This is a genomic window from Nocardia sp. NPDC049707 (genome assembly GCF_040674855.1).
In the GTDB taxonomy this organism is placed as follows: Bacteria; Actinomycetota; Actinomycetes; order Mycobacteriales; family Mycobacteriaceae; genus Nocardia.
Genome location: NZ_JBFANN010000001.1, coordinates 258,620 through 283,334 on the forward strand (window position 1 = coordinate 258,620; position 24,715 = coordinate 283,334).

At 65.8% G+C, this 24,715-nt stretch carries 30 protein-coding genes and 1 pseudogene; 15 read left to right on the forward strand and 16 right to left on the reverse strand.

All coding sequences use genetic code 11. The annotated features are described in order from the left end of the window. Positions 1–10 precede the first annotated feature (10 nt). Together AB0J29_RS01225 and AB0J29_RS01230 are read left to right on the forward strand one after the other, a co-directional pair. Positions 11–1,033 carry an FAD-dependent monooxygenase gene (locus AB0J29_RS01225; protein ID WP_364777239.1) on the forward strand — a complete coding sequence of 341 codons (1,023 nt, stop codon included), beginning with the start codon at positions 11–13 and terminating at the stop codon, positions 1,031–1,033. Between the two features lie 54 nt (positions 1,034–1,087). Further along, complete coding sequence (locus tag AB0J29_RS01230) at positions 1,088–1,741, forward strand: class I SAM-dependent methyltransferase (RefSeq protein ID WP_364777241.1); 654 nt, start codon at positions 1,088–1,090, stop codon at positions 1,739–1,741. A 116-nt stretch (positions 1,742–1,857) separates the two neighbouring features. Here the strand turns inward: AB0J29_RS01230 and AB0J29_RS01235 are convergent, their stop codons facing one another. Then, a complete protein-coding gene (locus AB0J29_RS01235; protein WP_364777243.1) occupies positions 1,858–2,073 on the reverse strand; it encodes an FAD-dependent oxidoreductase in 216 nt (71 codons plus the stop codon). Between the two features lie 250 nt (positions 2,074–2,323). Here AB0J29_RS01235 and AB0J29_RS01240 point away from each other — a divergent pair, with 250 nt between their 5' ends. Both AB0J29_RS01240 and AB0J29_RS01245 read left to right on the forward strand, forming a co-directional pair. After that, the gene (locus tag AB0J29_RS01240; protein ID WP_364777245.1) at positions 2,324–2,533 is read left to right on the forward strand and encodes a hypothetical protein; all 210 of its coding nucleotides are present in this window, start codon (positions 2,324–2,326) and stop codon (positions 2,531–2,533) included. Next, positions 2,530–3,267 carry a hypothetical protein gene (locus AB0J29_RS01245; RefSeq protein ID WP_364777247.1) on the forward strand — a complete coding sequence of 246 codons (738 nt, stop codon included), beginning with the start codon at positions 2,530–2,532 and terminating at the stop codon, positions 3,265–3,267. Before AB0J29_RS01240 ends, AB0J29_RS01245 begins: the two co-directional genes overlap by 4 nt. A 6-nt stretch (positions 3,268–3,273) precedes the next feature. Here AB0J29_RS01245 and AB0J29_RS01250 read toward each other — a convergent pair whose 3' ends face one another. Further along, positions 3,274–4,686, reverse strand: a complete 1,413-nt coding sequence (locus tag AB0J29_RS01250; protein ID WP_364777249.1) for an MDR family MFS transporter — start codon at positions 4,684–4,686, stop codon at positions 3,274–3,276. A 435-nt stretch (positions 4,687–5,121) separates the two neighbouring features. Between AB0J29_RS01250 and AB0J29_RS01255 the strand changes: the two genes are divergently transcribed. Further along, positions 5,122–6,003, forward strand: coding sequence for an SDR family oxidoreductase (locus AB0J29_RS01255; RefSeq protein WP_364777251.1), 882 nt, complete (start codon positions 5,122–5,124; stop codon positions 6,001–6,003). A 12-nt stretch (positions 6,004–6,015) separates the two neighbouring features. Here AB0J29_RS01255 and AB0J29_RS01260 read toward each other — a convergent pair whose 3' ends face one another. Next, positions 6,016–6,765, reverse strand: coding sequence for a hypothetical protein (locus AB0J29_RS01260; protein WP_364777253.1), 750 nt, complete (start codon positions 6,763–6,765; stop codon positions 6,016–6,018). 158 nt (positions 6,766–6,923) lie between these two features. Between AB0J29_RS01260 and AB0J29_RS01265 the strand changes: the two genes are divergently transcribed. Further along, positions 6,924–7,940 carry an NADP-dependent oxidoreductase gene (locus AB0J29_RS01265; protein WP_364777255.1) on the forward strand — a complete coding sequence of 339 codons (1,017 nt, stop codon included), beginning with the start codon at positions 6,924–6,926 and terminating at the stop codon, positions 7,938–7,940. Positions 7,941–8,234: 294 nt separating this feature from the next. Here the strand turns inward: AB0J29_RS01265 and AB0J29_RS01270 are convergent, their stop codons facing one another. The 3 genes from AB0J29_RS01270 to AB0J29_RS01280 are packed head-to-tail and all read right to left on the reverse strand — an operon-like array spanning position 8,235 to position 9,674. Continuing rightward, a complete protein-coding gene (locus tag AB0J29_RS01270) occupies positions 8,235–8,390 on the reverse strand; it encodes a hypothetical protein (protein ID WP_364777940.1) in 156 nt (51 codons plus the stop codon). A gap of 16 nt (positions 8,391–8,406) precedes the next feature. Continuing rightward, on the reverse strand, positions 8,407–8,766 hold the full coding sequence (locus AB0J29_RS01275) for a hypothetical protein (protein WP_364777257.1): 360 nt from the start codon (positions 8,764–8,766) through the stop codon (positions 8,407–8,409). A gap of 59 nt (positions 8,767–8,825) precedes the next feature. Then, entirely contained in the window at positions 8,826–9,674 is an 849-nt protein-coding gene (locus AB0J29_RS01280) for an SAM-dependent methyltransferase (RefSeq protein WP_364777259.1), read from the reverse strand. A gap of 276 nt (positions 9,675–9,950) precedes the next feature. Here AB0J29_RS01280 and AB0J29_RS01285 point away from each other — a divergent pair, with 276 nt between their 5' ends. Then, complete coding sequence (locus AB0J29_RS01285; protein WP_364777892.1) at positions 9,951–10,226, forward strand: hypothetical protein; 276 nt, start codon at positions 9,951–9,953, stop codon at positions 10,224–10,226. Positions 10,227–10,348: 122 nt separating this feature from the next. Beyond that, positions 10,349–11,491, forward strand: coding sequence for an aminotransferase class I/II-fold pyridoxal phosphate-dependent enzyme (locus tag AB0J29_RS01290; protein WP_364777261.1), 1,143 nt, complete (start codon positions 10,349–10,351; stop codon positions 11,489–11,491). Here AB0J29_RS01290 and AB0J29_RS01295 read toward each other — a convergent pair. Both AB0J29_RS01295 and AB0J29_RS01300 read right to left on the reverse strand, forming a co-directional pair. Then, positions 11,463–12,503, reverse strand: coding sequence for a PDR/VanB family oxidoreductase (locus tag AB0J29_RS01295; protein WP_364777263.1), 1,041 nt, complete (start codon positions 12,501–12,503; stop codon positions 11,463–11,465). The two genes, AB0J29_RS01290 and AB0J29_RS01295, sit on opposite strands and share 29 nt — an antisense overlap. Continuing rightward, complete coding sequence (locus AB0J29_RS01300; protein WP_364777265.1) at positions 12,503–12,799, reverse strand: hypothetical protein; 297 nt, start codon at positions 12,797–12,799, stop codon at positions 12,503–12,505. The genes AB0J29_RS01295 and AB0J29_RS01300 overlap by 1 nt, the downstream gene beginning before the upstream one ends. A gap of 99 nt (positions 12,800–12,898) precedes the next feature. On the opposite strand from AB0J29_RS01300, the gene AB0J29_RS01305 reads away from it, so the two are divergent. Then, complete coding sequence (locus AB0J29_RS01305; protein ID WP_364777268.1) at positions 12,899–13,516, forward strand: helix-turn-helix domain-containing protein; 618 nt, start codon at positions 12,899–12,901, stop codon at positions 13,514–13,516. Positions 13,517–13,567: 51 nt separating this feature from the next. Continuing rightward, entirely contained in the window at positions 13,568–13,759 is a 192-nt protein-coding gene (locus AB0J29_RS01310) for a hypothetical protein (protein ID WP_364777270.1), read from the forward strand. A 12-nt stretch (positions 13,760–13,771) separates the two neighbouring features. Here AB0J29_RS01310 and AB0J29_RS01315 read toward each other — a convergent pair whose 3' ends face one another. Then, entirely contained in the window at positions 13,772–13,972 is a 201-nt protein-coding gene (locus tag AB0J29_RS01315) for a hypothetical protein (RefSeq protein WP_364777272.1), read from the reverse strand. A gap of 407 nt (positions 13,973–14,379) precedes the next feature. On the opposite strand from AB0J29_RS01315, the gene AB0J29_RS01320 reads away from it, so the two are divergent. From AB0J29_RS01320 to AB0J29_RS01330, 3 genes and pseudogenes are all read left to right on the forward strand, one after another. Beyond that, positions 14,380–14,706, forward strand: a complete 327-nt coding sequence (locus AB0J29_RS01320) for a hypothetical protein (protein ID WP_364777274.1) — start codon at positions 14,380–14,382, stop codon at positions 14,704–14,706. 79 nt (positions 14,707–14,785) lie between these two features. Further along, positions 14,786–15,271 (forward strand): annotated as a pseudogene (locus AB0J29_RS01325) (polyphosphate kinase 2); the annotation flags it as partial. 71 nt (positions 15,272–15,342) lie between these two features. Next, positions 15,343–16,053 (forward strand): DNA alkylation repair protein, encoded by a 711-nt coding sequence (locus AB0J29_RS01330; RefSeq protein WP_364777895.1) that lies wholly within the window; start codon positions 15,343–15,345, stop codon positions 16,051–16,053. On the opposite strand, the gene AB0J29_RS01335 is transcribed toward AB0J29_RS01330, so the two are convergent. The 6 genes from AB0J29_RS01335 to AB0J29_RS01360 all read right to left on the reverse strand — a co-directional run bounded on the left by AB0J29_RS01335 (position 16,014) and on the right by AB0J29_RS01360 (position 23,220). Beyond that, positions 16,014–16,892 (reverse strand): proline dehydrogenase family protein, encoded by an 879-nt coding sequence (locus AB0J29_RS01335; protein ID WP_364777276.1) that lies wholly within the window; start codon positions 16,890–16,892, stop codon positions 16,014–16,016. The genes AB0J29_RS01330 and AB0J29_RS01335 overlap by 40 nt on opposite strands. A gap of 107 nt (positions 16,893–16,999) precedes the next feature. Then, positions 17,000–18,292 (reverse strand): dihydrolipoamide acetyltransferase family protein, encoded by a 1,293-nt coding sequence (locus AB0J29_RS01340; protein WP_364777278.1) that lies wholly within the window; start codon positions 18,290–18,292, stop codon positions 17,000–17,002. A gap of 13 nt (positions 18,293–18,305) precedes the next feature. After that, positions 18,306–19,289, reverse strand: a complete 984-nt coding sequence (locus AB0J29_RS01345; protein WP_364777280.1) for an alpha-ketoacid dehydrogenase subunit beta — start codon at positions 19,287–19,289, stop codon at positions 18,306–18,308. A gap of 41 nt (positions 19,290–19,330) precedes the next feature. Further along, positions 19,331–20,392, reverse strand: coding sequence for a pyruvate dehydrogenase (acetyl-transferring) E1 component subunit alpha (gene pdhA, locus AB0J29_RS01350; RefSeq protein ID WP_364777282.1), 1,062 nt, complete (start codon positions 20,390–20,392; stop codon positions 19,331–19,333). A 9-nt stretch (positions 20,393–20,401) separates the two neighbouring features. Then, positions 20,402–21,856, reverse strand: a complete 1,455-nt coding sequence (lpdA, locus tag AB0J29_RS01355; protein WP_364777284.1) for a dihydrolipoyl dehydrogenase — start codon at positions 21,854–21,856, stop codon at positions 20,402–20,404. 155 nt (positions 21,857–22,011) lie between these two features. Further along, complete coding sequence (locus AB0J29_RS01360; protein ID WP_364777286.1) at positions 22,012–23,220, reverse strand: helix-turn-helix domain-containing protein; 1,209 nt, start codon at positions 23,218–23,220, stop codon at positions 22,012–22,014. Positions 23,221–23,262: 42 nt separating this feature from the next. Here AB0J29_RS01360 and AB0J29_RS01365 point away from each other — a divergent pair, with 42 nt between their 5' ends. Continuing rightward, positions 23,263–23,394: a hypothetical protein gene (locus AB0J29_RS01365; protein WP_364777288.1), complete on the forward strand. Its 132-nt coding sequence runs from the start codon at positions 23,263–23,265 to the stop codon at positions 23,392–23,394. A 45-nt stretch (positions 23,395–23,439) separates the two neighbouring features. Here AB0J29_RS01365 and AB0J29_RS01370 read toward each other — a convergent pair whose 3' ends face one another. Continuing rightward, positions 23,440–23,934, reverse strand: a complete 495-nt coding sequence (locus AB0J29_RS01370) for a phosphoribosyltransferase (RefSeq protein ID WP_364777290.1) — start codon at positions 23,932–23,934, stop codon at positions 23,440–23,442. Positions 23,935–24,031: 97 nt separating this feature from the next. On the opposite strand from AB0J29_RS01370, the gene AB0J29_RS01375 reads away from it, so the two are divergent. After that, positions 24,032–24,616, forward strand: a complete 585-nt coding sequence (locus AB0J29_RS01375) for an NAD(P)H-binding protein (protein ID WP_364777292.1) — start codon at positions 24,032–24,034, stop codon at positions 24,614–24,616. Positions 24,617–24,715 lie beyond the last annotated feature (99 nt).

A 24,715-nucleotide genomic window follows, 5' to 3' on the forward strand; every position in this document is an offset into this window, starting at 1 on the left:
GAGGAGTCACGTGGTCACCATTATCGGCGGCGGTATCGCGGGCACGGTCCTCGCCGGAGCCCTTGCACGCGATGGACTTCCGGCCACCGTGTACGAGCGGCGGTCCACCGTCGACGCGGGTGCTTTCCTCACTCTCGACGCGCGGGCGAACGCGGCGCTGGGCGAACTCGGGGTAGACCGCGCGGATTTGGACGCCGCGTCGTATGAGGTGCGCGCGCTCGGTGTGCACGACCTCGCCGGATATCGCGCGCAGCCCGGTGCCGGTCGGCGGATCTACTTCCGCCCGGATCTGCTACGAGTGCTCACCGACTTCGCGCACGCCACGTCCGCGGCCTTCCACTACGACCGTCCGGTGACCGACCTGGATATCGAGAACGGAACCCTATGGCTCGCAAGTGAATTGGTGACACCGGACGGGCCGATAATCGCCGCGGACGGTATCGACTCGCTCGTGCGCGCCCACCTGGAACCCGACCGGCCCGCGGTCTACTCGGGTCAGGTCGTCATCTACGGGGTCACGACCACCCCGATCACCCTGCCCACCGAAGAATCGGTACTGCACTTCCATCGCACCGGCAATGCCCGGCCGACCGACGCCTTCGGGCACCTGTGGAACGACGAGACGGCGGTATGGTTCGCCAGAATCCGTCGCCCCCCGATTCCCATGGCGGACAACGGTTTCCACCCCGTCGATGTCTGGGCGGAGCAGATCCACACCGCGCTGCCCACCATCCCGGAACTGATCGACTCGCTGCTCGCGATCACCGATAAGGTCCACGTCAGCAATGCCCGCGATGTGCCGCTGACCCATCCGCGCCCGCCTCGAGACGACGTCATCCTTTGTGGCGACGCCGATCACGCCATCTCGCCCGCCGCTGGCGTCGGTGCCCGTGACGCGATCGAGGATGCCGCCGCCCTCTACCGGGCACTCGTCGCCGAGAGGTCGATCGCCGAGACCATGGCGACCCGTCGTGACCAGATCCGCGCCGAGCGCGCCGAGGTCGCCGAGGCCTACCGCCGCGGCCGTTTCTGATGTCGGTGGGTTCGCGGTGGCAGCCTGGTCGACCTCGCGTGCGAGACTGGCTGGATGGCCGTGAATCGAGATGCCGATGCCAGCAGGTTAGCCGCGAAGTCGCTCGCGCAGGACGATCCGACCGGGTGGTTCGAGCAGCTGTATGCGGAGGCGGCCGCCGGGGCGGCGATTGTGCCGTGGGATCGTGATCAGCCCAATCCGATGGTGGTCGAGTGGACCGAGCGGCGCGCCTCGAACGGTGCCGGGCGGCGGGCATTGGTGATCGGCTGCGGGTACGGTCAGGATGCGGAATACATCGGGCGGTTCGGCTTCGCGACCACCGCCTTCGATATTTCGCCGACCGCGATTGCCGAAGTGCGCCAACGATTTCCGGAGTCGGCCGTGGAGTATGTGGTCGCCGACCTGCTGGACCCGCCCGCCGCGTGGCGGGATGCGTTCGATCTTGTCGTCGAGTCGATTACGGTGCAGTCGATGCCGGTGTCGGTGCGCGACACCGCGATCGCCAATATCCGGCGGACCGTGGCGCCCGGTGGTCAGTTGATCGTGATTGCCGGAATTCGAGCGGAGGGGGAGCAGGTCAGCGGACCGCCGTGGCCGCTCACTCGGTCGGAGATCAATTCGTTCGCCGATGGGCTACAGATAGTGGAGATCGAGCAGAATCCGCAGACGCAGCGTTGGCGGGCCGAATTCCGTCGACCAATGCCGTGATCTCCGCGGCGGCGCGTCCACCCGAGCGCACCACGGTGCATGCGCCGCTACCACGCGCGACATCCGATCCAACCGTCGCAGCCGGATGTACGCATCCAGCAGGGCGGACGAGGCGATCAATGGAATCCGACCGCGCAGCTTCCCGTGATGTTCGTACAGCTGCCGACCGGCGGTGTAGGCGGAAACGTCGCCAACCTCGATTCGTCGATCAGTGCCAGTACCCGGTCCTGATCGGGGCCGACCCACTGCCCAGCGACCTCGACGATCTTGCCGTCCCCGATCGGGTCGTGCACGGTGCGACCACCGACCCGATCACGCGCAGCGACGACCACGTATCGAATCCATCTCGGCGCAACGGGCGAGATCCGGCCAGTCGGCCGCCGATCACGGCGATATCCGCCGTGCGCTCGACACGGCGACCACCGATCCACCCGTGACCGATCGATTCGGTCGTATGCTCCGACGTCAGGACCGGCGCACTACCCCGTCGATGACCCCGAAGAGCATTGTTTTCTTGCATCCCGCCACACATCGCCCCACTGTTGGTCATGAGCGAACCTGATGCGCCCGATGGAGGCAACCATGGCAGAGCACACGCTGGCGGAACTGATATCTGATGAGCTACCCCCGGGCATTGCCGCGCTGAGCCCGGAGCACCAAGCTGAACTCGCCCAGGCGATCGAGGATGCCGGATGGCGGCAGATCGGCGAGCTCAGGGAGGCTGCCTCCGGCATGCTCGACGTCCTGCCGCGCTTGCTACGCGGCCCGGTCAAGAAGGCGGCCGGATTGTGACGGCGCAATTGCTGAAACTCGCACGAACACTGGGGGTTCCGGTCGAGCAGCTGGATTATCTCGGCGACGTACCCGATGCGGATCTGCGTGCCTTCCGCCTTCAGGTCACGGATCTGTTCGTGGCCGGTCAGGAGCCCGGACTGCGGCGGGTTGCCCAGGCGTCCAAGGTGATTCCGGCGCAGATCACCGCGAAAATGGTGGTGCGCAGCCGCGGTGCGCTACTCGCGGCCCGGATGTCGGGCGTGCTCGACCCGTCGCACGCGGTGGATGTCGCCAAGCGCCTCCCGGTCGACTTCCTCGCCGATATCGCTGCACGGCTCGATCCACGCCATGCCGCGGCCATAAACGGTGGCCTGCCCGAAGCGACCATTGTCGCGATCGGCAAAGAGCTTGCGGCCCGCGAAGATTGGCTCACCCTCGGCGATCTGGTCGCCTCGATCTCCGATACCGTGGCCCGCACCGCCGAATCCGCCCTCGATGGCGTCGCTCTCGTCCGCTCGGCCTACCTCATCGACGACGCCACGCAGCTGGCCCGCTTCGTCAACCTGGCATCGCCGGACAAACTCACCGAAATGCTTTATGCCACAGCCGAAAACGACCTCTGGTCGGAATATCGCTGCGTACTGGACGCCCTGTCCGAATCCGCCGTCGACGTCGTCCGCACCGCCGCCGAACAACTACCCGCCGAGCAACGGGACCGCGCGCTGGCCGAAATCGCGGAGCGGCGAGGCTGATAACTCTCACTCGGCGTTCGCGCCTCGGCGCGGCATCATCGCGGATGCGATCACCATCACCAAGGCCATGGCGGCCACCGCGAGGAAAACCAGATGCACCGCCGAGGACAGCAGTTCCGGTGCCGGATGGTCGGTGTCACCGACGCGCGAGTTCACGATCGCGCCGAAGATCGCGACACCGACCGCACTGCCCAATGACCTGGCGAACATATTCGCCGAGGTGACCACGCCGCGCTCGGACCACTCCGCCGTGGTCTGGGCCGCGATCAGGGTGGGTGTGGCGACCAGGCCCATGCCGGTGCCGATCACGAAACACGAAGCCGCGACCTGAATCAGCGTGGAGTTCTCATCGATCAGCAACGTGGTCGCGGCACCTAGCGTGGCCAGGGTGCTGCCGATCAGCGCGGTCGCGCGAAAACCGATGCGCAGGTAGACCTTTCCGGCTTGTGAGGCGGCCAGCGGCCAGCCGAGGGTGAGCGCACCGACGGTCAGACCGGCCAACAGTGCCCCGGTACCGAGTACGCCCTGGGTGAAGGTCGGCACATACGAGGTCATACCGAGCAGGATCGCGCCGACCAGGACCGAGACCAGGCTGCTGGCGATAATGACTCGACGCGTGAAAACCCACAGCGGCAGAATCGGATTCGCAGCCCGGCGCTCCACCAGCCCGAACAGCGCCAGCAGCAGTGCACTGCCGACGAAGATGCCGATGCTGGTCGGAGACGACCAGGCCCAGGCCTGTCCGCCCTCGAGCAATCCGAGAATCAGCGCCCCGGCGCCGATGGTGAGCAGTGCCGCACCGAGGTAGTCGACGCGCTGTCGGCGCCGTGGCGTGCTCTCCGCGAAGCTGCGCACCAGCATCCACCCAGCGAGGGCGGACAGCGGGATATTGATCAGGAAGATCCAGCGCCAGCTGACGTATTCGGCGAACAGCCCGCCCAGCAGCGGCCCGACCACCGCCGAGATCGCCCACACGCTGGCCAGATAGCCCTGCACTTTGGCGCGTTCGGTCAGGGTGTACAGATCACCGGCGATGGTCATGGTCATCGGCATGATGGCACCGGCGCCGATACCCTGCACCGCGCGGAAAATGATCAGCCCCAACATGCTCGTCGCCACACCGCACAGCAGCGAGCCGAGCGCGAAAACCGCGATGCCGAACAGGATTACCGGCTTGCGCCCGACCGTATCGGCAACCTTGCCGTACACCGGCACGGTAACCGCTTGTGTCAGTAGGTAAATCGAGAACAACCACGGGAATTGCGAAAATCCGCCGAGGCTGTCGGTGATGGTCAGCACCGCGGTCGCGATAATGGTGGAATCCAGCGCGACCAGCCCCGTCGCGAGCATCAGCGAAGCAAGGATCGCACCCCGATCGGATCGTAGACCGACAGATGACTCCACTGCCTCGGTTGCCACCGACCGGCCCCTCTCTTTCGCTGCACTAACTACCCGGAAGCAACGTATCGCGGTCGCGGCTATTCCCGCGCGGAATTATTTCGGCACCGGTCGGTCGGCGCGGTGCGGAATTCGGTCGCGATCTCCTCCTGCGGTGGCGGGCATCCACGTTTCGTGGCCATGGGGTGCTCGGCCGCGGGACGGGGTGCCGGTCTCTTGGATCGCGGCGAACCCGGGATGCGATTTCTACTGATTAGATGCGTGCTACTCATCGCGCTTGCGATCAAAGTGCCTGTTAGAGGCAGTTCCGAAGTTTTCCAACTTCGTCGGGGTGATCGGGCCATGATCCATCGAACAACGACCGAGACCAGGCGGTGAGGGGGAGTCCTCGCGCAACGTGTGACGATTCGGCAATGTGGATGCTGGTCAGTAGCTGACGGATTAGACTCGTGGACCATGACCGCCTTCACCGGCAAGGTTGTACTCATCACCGGCGGCGCGAGCGGCATAGGCGCAGAGGTCGCTAGACGGTTGCGCGCGCGGGGCGCGCACCTCGTGCTCGTCGATCTCGACATGTCCCGGCTGCGCGAACTCGCGAAGGAACTCGGCGGCGATGAGCATGTCGTGGCCGTCTCTGCCGACGTGCGCGACCTCGCCGCGATGGAGGCCGCGGTCGCGCAGGCGATCGAGAAGTTCGGCGGCATCGACATCGTCCTCGCGAACGCCGGAATCGCCAGCTACGGGTCAATCCTCGAGGTGGACCCCGCCGCCTTCCGGCAGGTGGTCGAGGTCAACCTCGTCGGTTGCTTCCACACCGTCCGCGCCGCCCTGCCGGCGGTCATCGAGCGGCGCGGTTACGTGCTGATCGTCGCCTCCCTCGCGGCCTATGTGGTGATGCCGACGATGGCGGCCTACAACGCCTCGAAGGCCGGGGTCGAGCATTTCGCGAACGCGTTGCGGCTCGAGGTCGCGCACTTCGGTGTCGATGTCGGGTCCGCGCACATGTCGTGGATCGACACCCCGCTCGTGCGGGAGAGTTTCGCCGATCTGCCCGCGACCACGCGAGCGCTCGCCGCGGTGCCGAGCCCGTTCCGTAAGACGACCTCGGTGCAGGAGTGCGGCGCCAGGTTCGAGCGGGGAATCGAGCGGCGCGCCAGGCGGATCAATGTGCCCGCCTGGGTCGGCGTCCTCCGCTGGTTGAGACCGCTGCTGCAGACGCCGTTCGCCGAACGCGAGAGCAGTAAGACCACCTCGGCCTGGCTGCCGGAGATCGACGCCGAGGTGGCCGGGCTCGGTCGTTCGCTCAGTGCCCGGACGCAGGCTCTCGGCAAGGACTAGCGTCTGCTTTCATCAGGGGTGCCAGGTGATCCGACCGCCCTGGAAGTCCTGCGCCTTCCCGCCCTGGTAGTCGTATTCCTCGCCCGTCGGGAAGCCGTAGCGCCCGGATTCCGCGCCATTGGACACCCACAGATCGCGGATCGCGCCCCAGACGACATGCACACCGGAACGCGGGGACCAATAGATCGCGCCGCCCGGGAACAGGTTGTAGCGCCCGTTGTCCGCGTGTGCGGCCGACTCGTCGGTGAGCGGGAACCCGAGCGCGCCGCTCTCCCAGCCGTAGGCTCCCCATTTATCGCGGATCGCGCCGCCGATCTGGTGCGCGGCGGTGCCGAGGGACCAGTAGATGGACCCGCCCTGGAAAACGTTGTAGGTGCCGGATCCCGACGGCGTGGACAGCTGACGGGTGACGGGGTAGCGCAGTACACCGGTCTCCCCGCCGAGGTCGCGCCACTTGTCGCGGATCGGGCCGCCGATCTCATTCGCGCCGGTATCGGGATGCCAATAGATCGAGGCATTGCGCTCGAATGTCTGGTATCGGCCCCCATTGGCGGCGTCGAGTTCGGGTCCGGTCGGGTCGCCGAGCGCACCCGGGCCGCCCACCTGGTCGTATTCGACCTCGATGGCTCCGCCGACGTCGTAGGGGCCGACGGGGCGCGCGGTCGCGGCGCCGAGGCCGACGCTCAGCAGCAAGGCCAGTGCGGCGGTGGTCGAGGTGAGCGCCGCCCGCGCGGGGCGTCCGATGCGAAATTGCGGTGCCAAATTAACTCCTGAGCAGGTCGTAGTCGAATACGAACTTCGGTGCAGCCGCGAACTGTCGTCAGGGGAGTCGACAGTTCTGTATCGGTGGCAGCACGCTATCCGTTAGCCAAATTAGCTATTCCATGCCTGGGTGAGTGGCTAGCGATAGGGTAAGCGATATGGTCGAGTCGACGAGGATTGTGCTGGCATCCCGGCCGGAGGGCGCACCGACCCCGGCGAATTTCCGCATCGAGACCACGACACTTCCCGAGCCCGGCGAGGGCGAGGTGATGCTGCGGACCCGGTATTTATCCCTCGATCCGTATATGCGCGGGCGGATGAGTGCCGCTGAATCATATGCGGCGCCAGTCGAGATCGGTGCTGTGATGGTCGGCGGCACCGTCGCCGACGTACTCGAATCACACGCTCCGTCACTTGCGAAAGGTGATGTGGTGCAAGCCTATTCGGGCTGGCAGACGCATCAGGTCGCGTCCGCGTCGGGACTGCGCAAGCTGGATCCGGACAAAGCGCCGATATCGACCGCGCTCGGTGTGCTCGGTATGCCGGGTTTCACGGCGTATTCCGGGCTGCTGAAGGTCGGGCAGCCGAAGGCAGGGGAGACCCTGGTGGTCGCCGCGGCCAGTGGCCCGGTCGGCTCCGCCGTCGGCCAGATCGCCCGCATCAAGGGTCTGCGGGCGGTCGGCATTGCGGGTGGCCCGGAGAAATGCGCTTATGTGCGCGAGGAATTGGGCTTCGATGCCGCAATCGACCATCGTGCACCGGATTTCGCCGATCGATTGCGCGCCGCGGTGCCCGATGGCATCGATATCTATTTCGAAAATGTCGGCGGTGCGGTGGCGGACGCGGTTTATCCGCTGCTGAATGCCTATGCACGCGTTCCGGTTTGCGGCCTGATTGCGAATTACAACGCGACCGGCACACCCGAGGGCCCGGATCGCCTGCCCGGCTTCTACGGTCGCATTCTGACCAAGAGTCTCACGGTGCGTGGATTCATCCAGACCGAATTCGTCCGGGAGATGTACAAGGATTTCCTGCGCGAGATGTCCGGCTGGATCGCCGAGGACCGGGTCCGCTACCGCGAGGACATTGTCGAAGGGCTCGAGCAGGCGCCGAAGGCGTTCATCGGCATGCTCGAGGGCCGTAACTTCGGCAAACTCGTGGTGCGGGTCGGGTAGCGGACCCAGCTCGGATTACACCGCCTGCGGCGACAGCACGATCGTGGCCGACCGCTCCGGTATTTCGCTCGCGGCGGCATCGGTGACGTACTCCAGCGGATAGACGGCCTCGACATCGAGGCGCCGTGTACTCATCGCCGCCATCCTCACGAATTCGCCGATCGGCGCCGCATCCGTGCCGATCGTCTGCGCGGCCCGCTTGGAACCCTGAAAAGCCCTTCACCACAGCCTGTTCGAAGATCAGCGGAACCGGATTGATGGACAGCGGCTGACCGGACAGCGCACCGAACGAGATCAGCTCACCGTGCCCGCCGCGAAGAGCTCCGGATCGGTGCCCACGCCGCTGCCACCCATTTCCGTGGGAGTGTTCAGCGCGGGGTCGATATTGCCGTCGGAGGTGCGCGGTAGGGGGCAATTCGATTGTGCACAACCGCATCGCGTCTGCCTCACGTCACACCCTGATTGCTCAGCCGGCGACGCTGCCACCGCCGATGCCCAGATAGACGATCATCATGGTGAACAAGAACCAGCCCCCGCCCTGCCAGATCGGCCAGCTCCGGCCGCGCCGCCATTCGCGATAGGTCTGCACGAATGCGCCGATGCCGCCGAGTATCAGCACCACGGTTGGTCCGGCCAGGACCGCGGTTTTCGCGGCGGTGTCACACAGCATGCTTTCCGCGGACGCGCAGGCCGCCCGGCCGGCCGCCCATATCGCGGTAATCACGAAGACGACCGCGGCCACCGCCAGCACCGCCGCCACATAGATCGCCACCCGGCGAAAGGTCCGGTCGTCCCCCGCCCACCGTTTCTCCAGATCGTTGACCATGATCGATCACCTCATGAGTGGGGTTGCCGACCGGCGTCGACCCAAACATCGGACGGTGATCAGGCCTTGCGGCCCACACCCGCCCAATACCACGCGGATTCCGGATCGGTCGGGACCGCTTGTGCTCGACCCGATAGGTCGCCGACCAATTCCGGATGCCAGGTGACGACGGGGACGACGCCCGGTTCGACGATCTCGGTGCCGGCGAACAGACTTTCGGTGTCGTCCCGGCTGCGCGGATTGAAGGTGATTCCGGCGGATTCGGCCGAGGCCACCACCCTGGCCATGGCGCGGGCGTCGAAATCGGCGGTGGGATGGGTGATCACGAGATAGCTGCCGGACGGCACCGCGGCCAGCAGGTTTTCGATAATGGTGTGCGGATCGTCGCGGTCGCGGAAATACATCATGATCGCGACCAGCATGATGGCGACGGGCCGGTTCAGATCCAGGGTCGCGGTCAGGGATGGCGCCCGCAGAATCGACGCCGGATCGTGCAGATCCGCGTGGATGAAGGCGGTTCTGCCCTCTCGGGTGCCGCGCATGAGCGCCCGTGCGTGGGCCAGGACAATGGGATCGTTGTCCACGTAGACCACGCGCGCATCCGAGGCGATGGTCTGGGCGACTTCGTGGGTATTGCCCGCGGCAGGGATGCCGGTCCCGATATCGAGGAACTGGGTGACGCCCGCATCGACGACGTAGCGCACCGCGCGGCCGAGGAAGGCCCGATTGGCGCGCGCCATACTCCGGATGGCCGGAATGTGGGTGGCTATCGCATCACCGAGTGCCCGGTCGGCCGGATAATTATCCTTTCCGCCGAGCCAATAATCGTAAACGCGAGCTTCATGAGCCACACTTGTGTCGATTTTGGCCCGCAACCCAGTGGCGGTTTCGGCCCAGCTATCCGGCATGAAGATTCTCTCCTGTGACGGGCGGGATGTCGGGTCCCGCAATCGCTGAGCTGCCAACGGTCGGCAGCCCGCTCCGGCGAATTTTCCTCGCTCAGGATAGGCGTGACGAATGCTCGGCAGGCGGGGATTCGAACCGCATTAGGGGATCGAATCCGGTGTGTCGGCCACGCCACATGATCTTGATGAGGTTGAATCTGTGGAGGTCGACGCGCTCTAGCGGTCCATTGCGAAGTCTTCTCCCAGCACCGGCATGCGACAAGGAGCATGAAAGTGAGCATGATTCTCGCTGCATTACACGACGCTGTGCTAGCCGAGATCAGTAATCCGGAGCCCGAGGCGCCGCCGGTGGCGGATAAGCTGATGCAAATGGGCCGGTATTTCACCTGGCTGATTCAGTTGTCCGGGGTCACCGCCATTAGCTATGGCGGTGGTCGCTTCGCCTGGGAGAAATGGTCCGGGGGCGGACTGCAGTCGCCGAAGATGATTGCCAGTGCGATGGCCGGTGGCGTGGTCGCGACCAGTGCGGGCACGATCATGAATGCCGTGATCTAGCGACGCGGAGCATGCGCTCGAATCGAGCGCCCGCACAGATAGCCGTGCGGGTGTTCGTCGTAGCCGTGGCATCAACGGAACCGTCCGGTAACCGTGGCGGACACTGAGCGAGGGGATTCGATATGTCGCCGACCTCGGAACTGGAGCATCGGCTTTCGCTGGATGAAAACCCTTATGGCCCTTTACCATCCGTGCGCGCCGCGCTGCGGGGCGCACGGCTGGCGGCGAACCGTTATCCGGAGTACCTGCCACGCAGGCTGCCCGGAATGATCGCCGAACAGCTCGGTGTACCGCCCGATCAGGTGGTGGTCGGCGCGGGTGCGACCGGGGTCATCAGGCATATCTTGCACGAGTTCGTCGCGCCCGGCGACGGCGTGGTGATGGCGACACCGACTTTCGACGGATATCCGGTGCTGACCGAGACCATCGGCGGTCGGGTGGTGGAGGTTCCGCTCACGGCCGACGGTTATCAAGATCTCGACGCCATGGGCGAGGCCATCGATGCGCGCACGCGAATGGCTGTGCTGTGCAGTCCGCACAATCCGACCGGCACCTGCATCGGACAGGCGGACCTCGAGGGGCTGCTCGATCGGATCGATCCATCGGTCACGGTCGTGCTCGACGAGGCGTACATCGACTTCGTCGCGAAGGCGGATCGAGTGGCCGTGGCCGATCTGATCGTGCGGTACCCGAATCTGGTTGTGCTGCGGACTTTTTCGAAGGCACATGGGTTGGCGGCGCCACGGGTCGGGTATGCGTTCGGAGCGGTCCCGGTGATTGCGCGAATTCGACGGCGGCAGTTGCCGTTCGGGGTGACCGCACCGGCCGAGGCGGGTGTGCGGGCGTGCTATGACGCCGAGGCGGAATTGGCGGTACGCACCGCGGCGATCACGCGCGAGTGTGGTCGGCTCACTACGGGGTTGCGCGAACTGGGCTTCGCGGTGCCGACGAGTGCGGCGAGCTTCGTGTACCTCGATTCCTGCGGTCCTGCCGAAATAGACCGGCTCCGTGCGGCTTTCGTGCGAGACGGAATCCAGGTCAAGCATTGCGGCACGGGTATCAGAATTACCGTCGGCGCTGCCGCGGCGACGGATGCGGTGCTTGCCGCATCGGCCTCGATTCCGATGCCGGGGAGTATCTTCCGAGGTCACCCGAGCCAAGGACTTTCGAATGCGATCCGCGACAGCGCGGCCGTTGTGCCGGGTGGCAGTGGAGCCAGGGTTGTCCTCCGGTCGTTCAGAGGTCGATTACGAGTTCGTCGCTGACAGCGCGCGAGACACACACCAGCATGTGATCGGCTCGTTCGGATTCGGCGAGCAGGCGGTCGCGGTGATCGACGGATCCGGCGGCCACGCCGACCTTGCAGGTGCCGCAGAAGCCCTGCTGGCAGGAGTAGGCGGTATCTGGGAGCCGACGGCGCAGCGCGGTCAGCGCGGTCTCGTCCGCGCCGACGCGGACCGTGCCGCCGGTGCGAGCGAGGGCGATATCGAATGCGCGGCCATCGGTGACCGGTAGCGCCGAGAAGCGCTCGGTGTGCAGCGATCCGGTCGGATTCAGCTCGAACATGCAGCGCTGCGCCGCCGCCAGCATCGGCGGCGGTCCGCAGACGTACACCGCTGCACCGGGTTCGGCGCGAGCAATGAGTTCGGCGATATCGGAGACACCGAATTCGTCGTCGGGACGGATATCCGCGTCGGGCAGTTCGTGCAGAAACGGCATGGTGTCGCGCGAGCGTCCGAGGTACACCAGCCGGCCGCGTGTACCCGCCACCCGCACCATCGGCAGGATCGGTGTGATGCCGATGCCACCGGCCAGGAACAGATACGACGGGGCGTCGACGAAGGTGAATGCGTTGCGGGGGCCGCGAATGCGCAGCCGGTCATCGGTGCGCAGCGTCTCGTGCACCTCGCGGGAGCCCCCGCCGCCGTCGGGGATGAGTCGCACCGCGATGCGGTAGCGGAACCGATCCGACGGATCCCCGCACAGCGAATACTGCCGCTGCCGTCCGGAGGGCAGAAATACGTCCACATGAGAGCCCGGTCGCCAGGTCGGCAGCGGGCCGCCCGCCGCCGCGCGCAGCGTCAGACTCACCACATCATCGGTCTGGGGTTCGATGTGCTCGATGCGCACATCGAGCTCGAATCCCGTGCGCCGCACCGGCTTCGGTCGTGAGAGCAGTGGGGCGGCCCCGCCTTCCACGAAGACGCTCTTGTAGGCGTCCATGATCGCGCCGAGTACCCGCAGGCTCATCGGCGTGCCATCGGTCGGATTGCCCATCAGCGACCCGCCGCCCGAGCCGCGGGCGAGTGCCCGAGATACCGCAATGGCTTGTCCATCGGACCCAGCTGCGCGGGACGGAAACCCGGTCCCGGATAGCGCGGGATCTCTGTCAGGACCACCGTCCAGCTGGGGATCACGCCGCGGCGGGTGGCACTGGCGCACTGCCGCGACCAGAATCGGCCTGTGCCGGCCTCCGGGTCCTTCCGGTCGAACTCGAAATGGACGTCGCGCGCAGTGATCGCGTGCACGCTGTCGCTGGAGGTGCGCTTCGTTGCGTCCGCCGTGTCGGGCATGCCAGGACCGTACAGTGCCACAAATTCCATTGCAATGTGGCAGCAGGTTGCGGCCATCGGCCACATTTCCGGCGTGGGCGGTCTGCTAGCGTCACATGCGTGACGGCGTCGAGAACACCCCTGAGCCGCCACGATGCGGCCGATCTCGAGGCACGGATCCTCGACGCCGCCTTGATCCAGTTCGCGAAGGTCGGCGTCAAGAAGACGACCATCGAGGATGTTGCCCGGCAGGCCGGGGTGGATCGGGTCACGGTATACCGGCGGGTGGGTTCGCGCGATGATCTCGTGCAGGCGGTGATCAGCCGTGAGGTCGCGACCCTGCTGGCGGTACTCGGCGCTATGCCCGAACGTCACGACAGTATCGATGATCTCGTCGCCGATATATTCGTCACGGTCGTCACGCGCTGGCGCACCCACCCCATGGTCGAGCGAATCCTCACGGTCGAACCCGAGCGGGTGATCATGAAACTCACGGTCGACGGCGCCACCACGTTCACCATGTGCCTCGCCGCAACCGCCACCATACTCGAAGGCGCGGTAGCGCGCGGACTCCTCGCCGACGCGGACGATTTGCGGACCCGTGCCGAAATCGTTTGCCGCGTAGTGCATTCACTCATCCTTGCCCCGCACGGTACGGCCCAGCTGGGGTCCGACGACGAGCTCGCCGCGTTCGCGCGCAGGTATCTGGTGCCGGTCGTCACCAACGCTCGCGGCTAGCGCGCACATTCGGGTCGGGCTGCCCGCGCGTCACGTACTGGTGATCCGCGGATGGCGGGATGGTTGTGCCCCTGCGCCGAGTCGATCGTCCGCTACTTCGCGGCCGGGGCGCATGAACCCGTTCGCCTGTCTGCGCGCTCCCGCACCGCAGCGATCCGGTCCATCGACGGTGGCGTGGTGTTGCTGATCATCTGGTGGCGCGCGCGGCCTCCGGCGCCGGATCTGGTTGTGGCCGCGGTGTGACCAGTCGGGTAGTCAGCCTGCGGTACCTGGTTGGGTGGTGGCGGTGGCTTCGGTCTGCGCGCTCGACTCACGCAGCACGCAGCGGCCGGTGCCGGCTACCACGTTGCTGAGTCGGGTGGAATTCGCCTGCCGCTGCGACCGGGCGGCCACCGGGAGCTGGCCAGGAGTGGCGATGCTGACGGTACGCAACGGCAGGCTGCTCGGCACGACCATATGGTCGATCGTTCGGTTGTGCCGGAACGTCGCGATCAGGTGCGGTCACCGCTCAGCCAACGCACCGCTTGATATCGGTTCGGTAACTTCAGGGAGCCACTCCTTTTCCGAACAGGCGCGAACGCCGCCGTTATCCGCCGAGGTCAGAGCTCGAATCCGGGCGCCAGGTCACGATTCGGTCTCGCGCGAGCGTGTGGAGTCGGATATCACATTCGGGCTTTTCTCGAAGCCGAATAACCGGCACGCTATCGATATCCAGTAGTTAGCAATCGTAGACATGAGGGAGCGGCAGTCGCGCCGCATGACAGGACGGATCGGTCGCCGACCACGGCGATTACCCCGTGTTGCGCCATCTTCCATATCGAATCGCTACCGCGGTCGATCGTAGTGTCGGCCTGGAGAACGCTATGGCTATCCGAACCTCCATATCCAACTCCTTCGAGACAATCGATACGGGTGTTCCCGCCGCCCGACCGAGTTCGCGGGCCGCGGATCCGGCGCGGTCCACCCGTGCCGTTCGCGATGAGCAGCTCGCGCCACTGAGGATCCCGGCACTGGTGGTCGGCGCACTGCTCATCTGCCTCGGTGTGGTGGCGCTGCTGCCGTTACCGGGATGGCTGCACGACTACGGCAGCTGGCTGGTCATTGCCGCTTACCTGCAATACATGGCCATGGCAACAACCGTGGAGGTATGGGGTCTGCGCATGTCCAGAAAGAGTCAACACCGCACGTGATACGCCTACGATGCGGCGTGAGTTCCGGCGCTGTCGGCTGTTCACCTTTCGGTCAGAGTATGCCGATAGTGTCTCGAAAATGACGGACGCCGCGACGTGGCAGCCATCGCTTGATTTCAGTGCGATCGGCGACCTCGAGCCCGCGGTCGAATTATTCGGCACCGCCGGTTTCGTCGTCGACGATTCGATGACGACCTGATCCTGATCACCGCCCAGGGCGGTCACGCCATCGACACCTGGCGTGACGGCTACCCCGACGCCGCGCGTCTGGCCCGCGGTAGGCGGAACCATCAGGCGGTTCATGGAGCGCCTCAACCCGCGCGGCGCGCGCGTGGTGGCGCTGGAAAAGTCGAGCACTCGCGAGTGACGCAGCGGTACTTCCAGCGCTACGTCGAACACCTAGCTGCGGGCGGGGGGATCGTGCTGTTCGACCGCTGTTGATACAACCGTTCCGGAGTCGAACGGGATGGGATCTTGCATCTGCGAACAGCATCGGCGATTCCTCGCCAAAGTTCCGCTCTTCGAGCGCATGCTCGTCGACGACGGCATCGACCTCGTCAGATTCTGATTCTCGCCGTGATATTTTTGCGCGCGCTGAATCTCCCGAGTGGTGGACAGGAGGCTGAGGTGGGCGAGATGGCGGTGGCCGAGGTGATGGTCGAGTTGGCCGCGCTCGAGGACCCGAGGATGCGCGAGGTGAACGAGAAACACGGTGACGATCACGGTGTAAACCTCAGCAAGCTGCGCGCGCTCGCGAAACGGCTGAAAACGCAGCAGGAACTCGCGCTCCGGCTCTGGGAGACCGATGACACCGCGGCAAGACTGCTGGCCACCCTGATCTGCCGTCCGAAGGCGTTCGAACGTGACGAGTTGGACGTCATGGTGCGCGAGGCGCGCACACCCAAGGTGCACGACTGGCTCGTGAACTACGTGGTGAAGAAGAACCCACACGCCGAAGAGCTGCGCCTGGCTTGGTTCGCCGATCCGGATCCGGTGGTCGCGAGTGCGGGCTGGGCGCTGACCATCGAGCGCGTGGTGAAGCAGCCCGAGGGCCTCGACCTCGCAGGACTGCTCGACGTTATCGAGGCAGAGATGAAAGACGCCCCAGATCGCCTCCAGTGGGCGATGAACCACTGCCTGGCTCAGATCGGGATCGAGCACGCCGTGCATCGTGCACGTGCAATCGACATCGGCGAGCGTTTACGGGTGCTCGAGGACTACCCGACGCCACCGAATTGCACGTCTCCGTTCGCGCCCATGTGGATTACCGAGATGGTGCGCCGACAGGCCGTGCCGCTGGATCCAGGTCAAGCGCCACGTGATTCGGCAAGTCGGCGCATCCAGTAGCGAAACCAGTTGTGCCCGAAGGGGATGTACACCCGAGCCGGCACGCCGCGAGCGACGAGATCGTTCAGCAGTTCCGGTCGCACTCCGAGCAACTGTTCCACCGGGACCGGACCGAGCGCGGTCAGCAGCGCCTCGCGAAGGACACCGTCATGGGTCGCCAGCGCGAACGGCGCGTCTGCTGCCGCCAGCCGATGGGCCAAGCGCATGAAGGCGATGTCGGTGGGCTCGCCGTACGGCAAGGCTAGATCGGGCGATTCGAGGTAGGCGCCCTTGACCAGTCGGATATGGACGCCCGCCGCGAGGAGACGCTCCATATCGTCAGGCGTTCGATGCAGGTTGGCCTGTGCGGTGGCGCCGAGGCGGTCGGCCATGCCTCGGCCGGCTACGTCGAGCACGCACTTCAGCACCGCGTCCGCGCGCGCGTGGTCTTCGGCGCCGACCTGGATCCGTCGACCCTCCGGCAACGCCTGCGCGATCGCCGCAAGATGGTCGGCACAGCCGGTCGGGTCGACATCGAGGCCGAGATGCGACAGATCGACAGAAAGCCATACGTCCTGCGGGAGGGCGGCGAGGTCGTCGGCCAGCCGCAGATAGTCATCAGCAACCTGGTGTGCGACCCGGGGATCATCGACCAGTTCACCGAACTGATCGATACTGGCGGCCACGCCACGCGCACGGAGTTCCCCGGCCACCCGGACCGCGTCGGCCGCTGTAGCCCCTGCGACATACCGTGACGCCGCTCGCCAAGCCAGGTCCGCACCGCGCGGCACAGCCCGAACCGCCTGCTCCACAACGACACTCGTGGCCAACCGAAACAAGATCGCGCGATCAATCGACATGATCGCATTCTGCCAGTCGGTCGACGGTCACCGGTTGTCCAGCAAAGCCCTCCGCTGGTAGCGGGGCTGTCCGGTGTGGTTGATCCGTTTCGTAGCTGCCAATCGAGTCAGGTGATGATGCGTAGCGGGTGCTCCAGGAGTTCGGTCAGTTGCTGGAGGAATCGTGCGGCGGTGGCGCCGTCGATTGCGCGGTGGTCGGCGGAGAGGGTGACGCGCAGGATGCTGCGGGTGATGACCTGGGTGTTGTCCAGGCGTAGTTCGTCTTTGGCGGCGCCGATGGCGAGAATGGCGGATTCGGGTGGGTTGATGACGGCGGTGAATTGTTCGATGCCGAACATGCCGAGGTTGGAGATGGTGAAGGTGCCGCCGCTCATTTCGTCGGCGCGGAGTTTGCGGTCGCGGGCGCGTTCGGCTTTGTCGCGGGTTTCGGTGGCGATTTCGGAGATGGGTTTGCGGTCGGCGTCGCGGATGACCGGGACGAGGAGTCCGACGGGGGTGGCGACCGCGATACCGAGGTGAATGCCGCGGTGCCGCAGGAGTTTGTCGTCGCTGATTGAGACGTTGACGGCGGGGTCGGTGCGCAGTGTTGTGGCGACGGCTTTGACGAGTAGATCGTTGACGCTGACCTTGGTTTTGCCTGCTTGTTCGAGGGTGCGGTTGATCTCGGCGCGGAAGGCCAGCAGGTCGGTGACGTCGATTGCGCTGGTCAAGTAGATGTGCGGGGCTTGCTGTTTGCTTTGGGTGAGGCGTTTGGCCGAGACCTGCTGGATGGTGCTGAGCGGGATCTCGTCGTAGTCGCCCGAGGTGGGAATCGCGGTCACAGCCGCGCCGGGCGGGGTGTCGGGGGTGGATTCGATGGTGCGGTGGGCGGATTCGACGTCGTGGCGGGTGATCCGTCCGCCGGGCCCGGTGCCGGTTACGGTGGCGAGGTCGATATCGAGTTCGCGGGCGATCTTGCGGGCCAGTGGTGAGGACTTCTCGCAGCGTCCGGTGTGTGTAGCCGCGGGAACAGTTCCGGCTGCGCCGATCGGATTATCCTGCGCACCAACGCTTCCCGACGGCGTTGGCGAAGTGGCCACACGCTCTTTCGCCGTATCACTGGATGCCGCAGCACTTTCGGCAGCCGCCTCGTTCGATCCGCCGGAGCCGCCCGGTGCGGACCGGGTGCCATCGCCGATCAGCGCGATCGTGTTGCCGATCGGGACTCGCGAGCCGGGTTCGAACAGGATCTGTTCGAGGATGCCGTCGTCGTAGGCTTCCAGTTCCATCAGGGCTTTGTCGGTTTCGATTTCGGCGAGGATATCGCCGCGGTTGATCGTGTCGCCGACTTGCTTGAGCCAAGCGACGATGACGCCTTCTTCCATGGTGTCGGAGAGGCGGGGCATGGTGATGTCGGGCATGTGTTGTCTCTCCTCAGCGGCGTCGGCCGACGGCCGCGAGTGTTTCCGCGGCGGCGGTGTAGAGGGATTCGGCGGACGGCAGCGCGATCTGTTCGAGGGTTTTGGCGTAGGGCAGTGGTACTTCGGCGGCGGCGACTCGTCGGACGGGGGCGTCGAGGTAGTCGAAGGCGCCGTCGGAGATGGAGGCGGCGATTTCCGCGCCGATGCCGTAGGTGAGCCAGTCGTCTTCGGCGACCACGGCGCAGCCGGTCTTGCGTACCGAGGTGACAATGGTGTCGCGGTCCAAGGGGCGCAGGCTGCGCAGGTCGATGACCTCGGCCGAGATCCCTTCGGCGGCAAGCCGTTCGGCGACTTGGGTGGCGATCGTCGCCATTCGTGAGTAGCCGATGAGGGTGATGTCGGTGCCCGCGCGTGTGACCGCTGCCTTGCCGATCTGGGCGGGCGGAAGATCCTCGGGTACTTCGCCTTTGGTGTTGTAGAGGGCGAGGTTTTCCAGGAACAGTACCGGGTCGTCGTCTTCGATCGCCGCGCGCAGCAGTGCGCGGGCGTCGGCTGGAGTGCTGGGGGCGACGACCTTCAGTCCGGGTACGAACGCGTAGTACAGCTCGATGTTCTGTGAGTGGGTGGCGCCGAGTTGTTGGCCGCCGCCACCGGGGGTGCGGATCACCATCGGGACGCTGGTCTGTCCGCCGAACATGCCGTAGATCTTGGCGGCGTGGTTGACGATCTGGTCCAACGCCAGCAGCGAGAAGTTGATCGTCATGAGTTCCACGACGGGGCGCAGGCCGAGCATGGCGGCGCCGATCGCGGCGCCGACGAATCCCTCTTCTGCGATCGGGGTGTCGCGGACCCGTTTGTCGCCGAATTCGGCGAGCAATCCAGCGGTGATCTTGTAGGAGCCTTCGAAGACGCCGATCTCCTCCCCGATCAGCAGGACGTCGTCATCGCGACGCATCTCCTCGCGCAGGGTTTCGCGCAGCGCTTCGCGATAGGTCATGACAGGCACGGTGGTGTCCTCAGCGGTTGCGGGAAGTGTTTTCAGAACAGCGGATCGGCTGGTAGCCGTCGGGACTCACCGGCCACCGGGGTGGCGTAGGTGTAATCGAACAGGCTCGTCGGCTCGGGGTGCGGACTGGTGTCGGCGAATGCCACGGCGGCGTCGACCCCTTCGCGCACCTCGGCTTCGATGGCGGCAACGGCGTCCTCGTCGAGGACACCGGCGGCGATCAGCTCGCGCTGTAGCCGCGCGACCGGATCGGATTCGAGTGCGGTCGAAACCGCTTCGGCGCTACGGTATTTCGCGGGGTCGACCACCGAATGCCCCTTGAGTCGGTGGCTGACGGCTTCGAGCAGGGCCGGTTTGCCCTCCCGGCGAGCGGCTTCCACCAGCTCGGTGGCGATATCCCGCACCGCGAGGACGTCGGTCCCATCGACTCGTTCGCCGCGCATCCGGTATGCGGTGGCCCGCTTGTAGAGATCGGGTTCGGCGGAGGACTGTTCGACGGTGGTGCCCATGCCGGTCTGGTTGTTGATGACAACGAACACCACGGGCAGGTGCCATAGTGCCGCGATATTCAGCGACTCGTGGAATGCGCCGATATTCGTTGTGCCGTCGCCCATTTGGCAGACCACCACATCATCGCCGCCGCGGTAGTCGATGGCCAGTGCGGCGCCGACGGCCAGCGGCAACTGGCCGCCTACGATGCCATAGCCGCCGAGCAGCCGGGTCGCGGTGTCGAACATATGCATCGAGCCGCCCCAGCCCTTGGAGGTGCCGGTGGATCGGCCGTAGAGCTCGGCCATCACCCGGCCGGGTTCGATGCCTTTGGCGATCGCATAGCCGTGTTCGCGGTAGTTGGTGAACAGGTAGTCGGTGGGGCGCATCGCTGCGGCGAGTCCGACGACGGTGGCTTCCTCGCCGAGGTTGAGATGGCAGTAGCCGCCGATCTTGGCCTGGGTGTAGCCCTGCGCGGTGCGCTCTTCGAAGCGGCGCACGAACAGCATGTCGCGGAAGTAGCCGCGCAGGGTATCGGGATCGGTTCCGCCGAATGCCTCGCGGGCTTTCGGTGTGGTTTTCCGGGGGGCGGTCCTCGTGGTCACGGTGGCTCCTCAGCGTTTGCGTGGCGCGATGTGTACGGGCAGTCCGAGTCCGGCCATTGCCGCCTCCATGCCGATCTCGCCGAGGGTCGGGTGGGCATGGATGGTGTCGGCCAGTTCGTCGAGCGTCGCCTCGAGCGAAATCGCCAATGCGCCTTCGGTGATCAGATCGCTCGCTGACGGGCCGATGATGTGCACACCAAGGACCTCCTGATGCTTTTGTCCGGCAACAATTTTCACGAAACCCTCGGTCTCGCCGAAGGTCTTGGCTCGCCCCAGGGCCGCGAACGGGAAGCGCGCGGTGATCACCTCGTGCCCAGCGGCTCGGGCGGCGGCCTCGGTGAGTCCGACGCTGGCGATCTCCGGATGGGTGAACGTGGCCGCGGGGATCACCGTGTAGTCGATACGCGCCTGGTGTCCGGCGATAACGTCGGCGGCGGTGAGGCCCTGATGGGAGGCGACGTGGGCGAGCAGCGCGCGACCGGTCACGTCGCCGATGGCGTAGACGTGTGCGGTGCCGGTACGCAACTGCTCATCGACGGTGATGAATCCGCGATCGTCGGTAGCGATTGCGGCGATGTCCAAGCCCAGGTCGGCGGTATTGGGCCGCCGACCGACACCGACCAGCACCACGTCGGCGTCCAACTCATGCGCCTGCGGGCCGTCGACCGTCACACGCAGTGTCTGATTCGACTGTTGCGTAATGGATTTCACCGTCGACCCGGTGCACACCGTGATCCCGCGCTTGGTGAAGGACCGGCCGAGCGCGTTCCCGATATCCGTGTCCTCCGCGGGAACGAGCCGGTCCTGCATTTCGACGATGGTGACCTCGGCGCCGAAGGTGGCGAACAAGCTGGCCCATTCGGCGCCGACCGCGCTGCCACCGATGATCACCAGCCGCCGCGGCACCTCGGTCAGCCCGAACGCGCCATCGGAAGTGATCACCCCGGGCAGATCAGCGCCCGGAATCGGCAGCCGAGCGGGCACCGAGCCGGTCGCGATGATCACATCACGGCCGCTGACCTGCTGGATCGGCGTGGTCGGGGCGGCGGCGTAGCGCGGGCCCTCCGGTCCCAGGGGGGAGGGGCCCACCTCGTGCACCTCGACGGTGCTGGGATCGATGAAGCGGGCATGGCCATGGATAACCTTCACCCCGTTGGCGGCAAGCAAACCCGCGACACCGTCGGTGAGTTCGGTGACGATGCCGTCCTTGCGCTGGCGAACGGCGGCGAAGTCGTAGCGCACATTGTCGGCGTAGACACCGAAATCCGCTGCGGCACTGACCGTCTGGAAAACCTCGGCGGATCGCAACATGGCCTTGGTCGGAATACAGCCCCAATTCAGGCAGACCCCGCCCGGCCGTTCCTTCTCCACCAAACCGACCGTCAAGCCGTGCTGGGCCGCGCGGATGGCGGCCACGTAGCCGCCGGGGCCGCCACCGACCACCAAAACATCGAAGTCCGGCACTCGTGGTGCTCCTCGTCTCGAACGATATCGACTCGGCACGGGTATGGCGCGAGTCATCTTCGACGAGTCTCGTCACCACCCAGCGCACAAACAATCACTCCGAAGCCCAGGAAATCGGTCCCGAAAATGGGCGCTGAGCCCAATTCCAACGGTGTCTATCGGGACTCTGCGGAGCCGGATCCGCCAAGTTGGAGTGCCGCGAGCGCCAGCGACAACTCCACATAGGAGCGCTGCCCCTCGAGCGGACGATCGAGCAGGGCCGAGATGCGTTGCAGCCGGTTGATCACGGTATTGCGGTGACAATGTAAACGCGGCGCGGCATTGGCCGCCGAGCAATTCTCCGCCAGCCACACCGCCAGCGTGTGCAGCAATGAGTCGCGCTCTTTGCCTGGCAGCGCCAGCACCGGGCCGAGGGTTCGGGCTACCAGCAGTTCGGTCAGGTCGGGCGAGCGCACCAGCAGCGCTTCCGGATACCGCTCGTCCAAGGCGACCACTCCCGTCGCGTCCAATCGCAATGTCTGCATCGCTATGACGGCGAGTGCGTGCGCCGCATCGACATCCGCGAGTCCCGCGACAGCAGGAGAGACTCCAGCCAGTCCCCGTATCTGGGGGCGAAGATGTGCCAGCACAGCGGCGCTGTCGTGACGTGCCAGCGACACCAGCCCGATCGTCGCATCCACACGGTCGTGCCACACCGACCGAATCCCCAACGCGCCCAACGCCGTCTCGGTGCCCGCACGCAGCGGCCGCCCCTCACCACCGCGGACCGCGACCACCAAATACCCACCGTGCGTTGGCAAGTTCAGCTCACGCGCCACCCGCGCCGCGAAGCTCGCATCATGCGCCCGGCCCGCGAGCAGATCCTCGATCAGCGCATGCCTGCGGCGCTCATCGCGGCGCACCTGTTCGAGCTCGGCGTTGCGGTACGAGGTGACCAACGCAGAGGACAACCCATCGACCACCGTCCACATCGCCGTACCCGCCGCACGGACCTCCCGCGCATCAATCGCCTCGGCCTTGTCCAGCAAGGCCTCCCACACAATCGCGCCGCCGAGCCGGAAGGTGCGCAGCATCGCCTCCAACGGCACCGCCTGCGCAGCGCGATGCCTACCGATCGCCGCAGCCACATCATCATGCTCGGGATCGGTCCCCGCCCCGCCCAGCAGATCCAGAATCCGAGTCAGATACTGCCGACACCCCTCCCGCAACTCCTTACGCGGCACCGATGTGTAATCCGTCCACTCCGGGTTATCGGTGAAAATCGCCGACAACAGCCGCCGGGTCAGCAGAGGAATCTCCGCACGGCAAGCCGCGGCCAACTTCCACGTACCCACAGTGGCGACGGGATGCTGAGATGTAGCCATAACACTCGACGCTACTCAGCACCGTGGAGTGAGCCACCGGCCATGCCGGCAGATGATCGAGGCCGTGATGGCCGAGTCGGCTATCCGGTCGAGCACCTTATCCAACTGCGCGACCAGGTCAACGCACTCGGCGCCCGCCTCGACGCCGCCACGGCCGAGCGCTCCGGCGGGTAGTCACCCGTGGTACGGGGCGTATGAAAAAGCGCCGAGTCGTGCGGCTCAGGCGTCGAGCACTCGGGCCTGCCGATCGACGACCGGCGGTTCGGTGGACCAGGGAAAGTTGATCCAGCGATTGGTGCGCCGCCACACGTATTCGCAATCGACCTCGGAATGCGGCTTCTGGTACACGACCGCGCAGCGCACCTCGGCGACATGGTCGATGCAGAAGTCGCGCACGAGTTTGAGGGTGGCGCCGGTATCGGCGACATCGTCGGCGATCAGGACCGTCGCACCAGCGAGATCGACCGCCTGCGGGACCGGCGGCAGCATGACGGGTAGATCGAAGCGCTGATCGATACCTGTGTAGAACTCGATATTCATGACGTGCAGGTTCTTGACGTCCAGTGCGTAACCGAGCGCCCCGGCGACGAATAGACCGCCACGTGCGATCGAGAGGATCAGATCCGGCTCGAACCCGTCCTTAGCGATTTCGATGGCGAGCTCGCGGCTCGCCGTCCCGAACAATTCCCAGGTCAGCACTTCCCGATCCGCCATAGATCCTCCATCTCCCGCGATACCGCCGGCTTAGAGCATACGACCAGCTACGCGGGCGCGTTCCGGACCATTTCATCCGGGAATTACGCTGGGGCGGGTGCGGATCTATCTGGCCGGTGCGACCGGTGTCATTGGAATCCGGTTGTTGCCGTTGTTGGTCGAGGCCGGGCACGAGGTTGCCGGGATGACCCGGTCTGTGGCCAGGGCCGACCAGGTACGTGCCGCCGGTGCGGAACCGGTGGTCTGCGATGTGTACGACCTCGACGAACTCACCGCGGCGGTCGTCGCCTTCCGGCCCGATCTGGTGATGCATCAGCTCACCGATCTCCCCGACGATGTCACGCTGCTTCCGGAACGCGCCGGTGCGAATGCGCGTATCCGCTCCGAGGGCACTCGGAATCTGATTGCCGCCGCCCAGGCCGCGGGCGCGAAACGTTTTCTCGCCCAGAGCATTGCGTGGGAGCTGCCCGCCGGTCGTGGTGCCGTCATCCAGGAACACGAGGCGGCGGTGCTCGATATCGGCGGCGTGGTCGTGAAGTACGGCCAATTCTATGGTCCGGGTACGTATTACGAATCCGAGCTGCCCGGTCATCCGCGCGTGCATGTGGATGATGCTGCCGCGCGGACGGTTTCGCTGGTCGATGCGCCCAGCGGCGTGGTGGTTATCGCGGATCCCGCCTGATTCTCGGCGCGATGGACGACTTGCGGCCTCGGTTCGTCGCCGAGCCGGTCGATGTGGAATACGGTGGCTGAGGGTGCTCGCCCGGATCTGCTCACATCC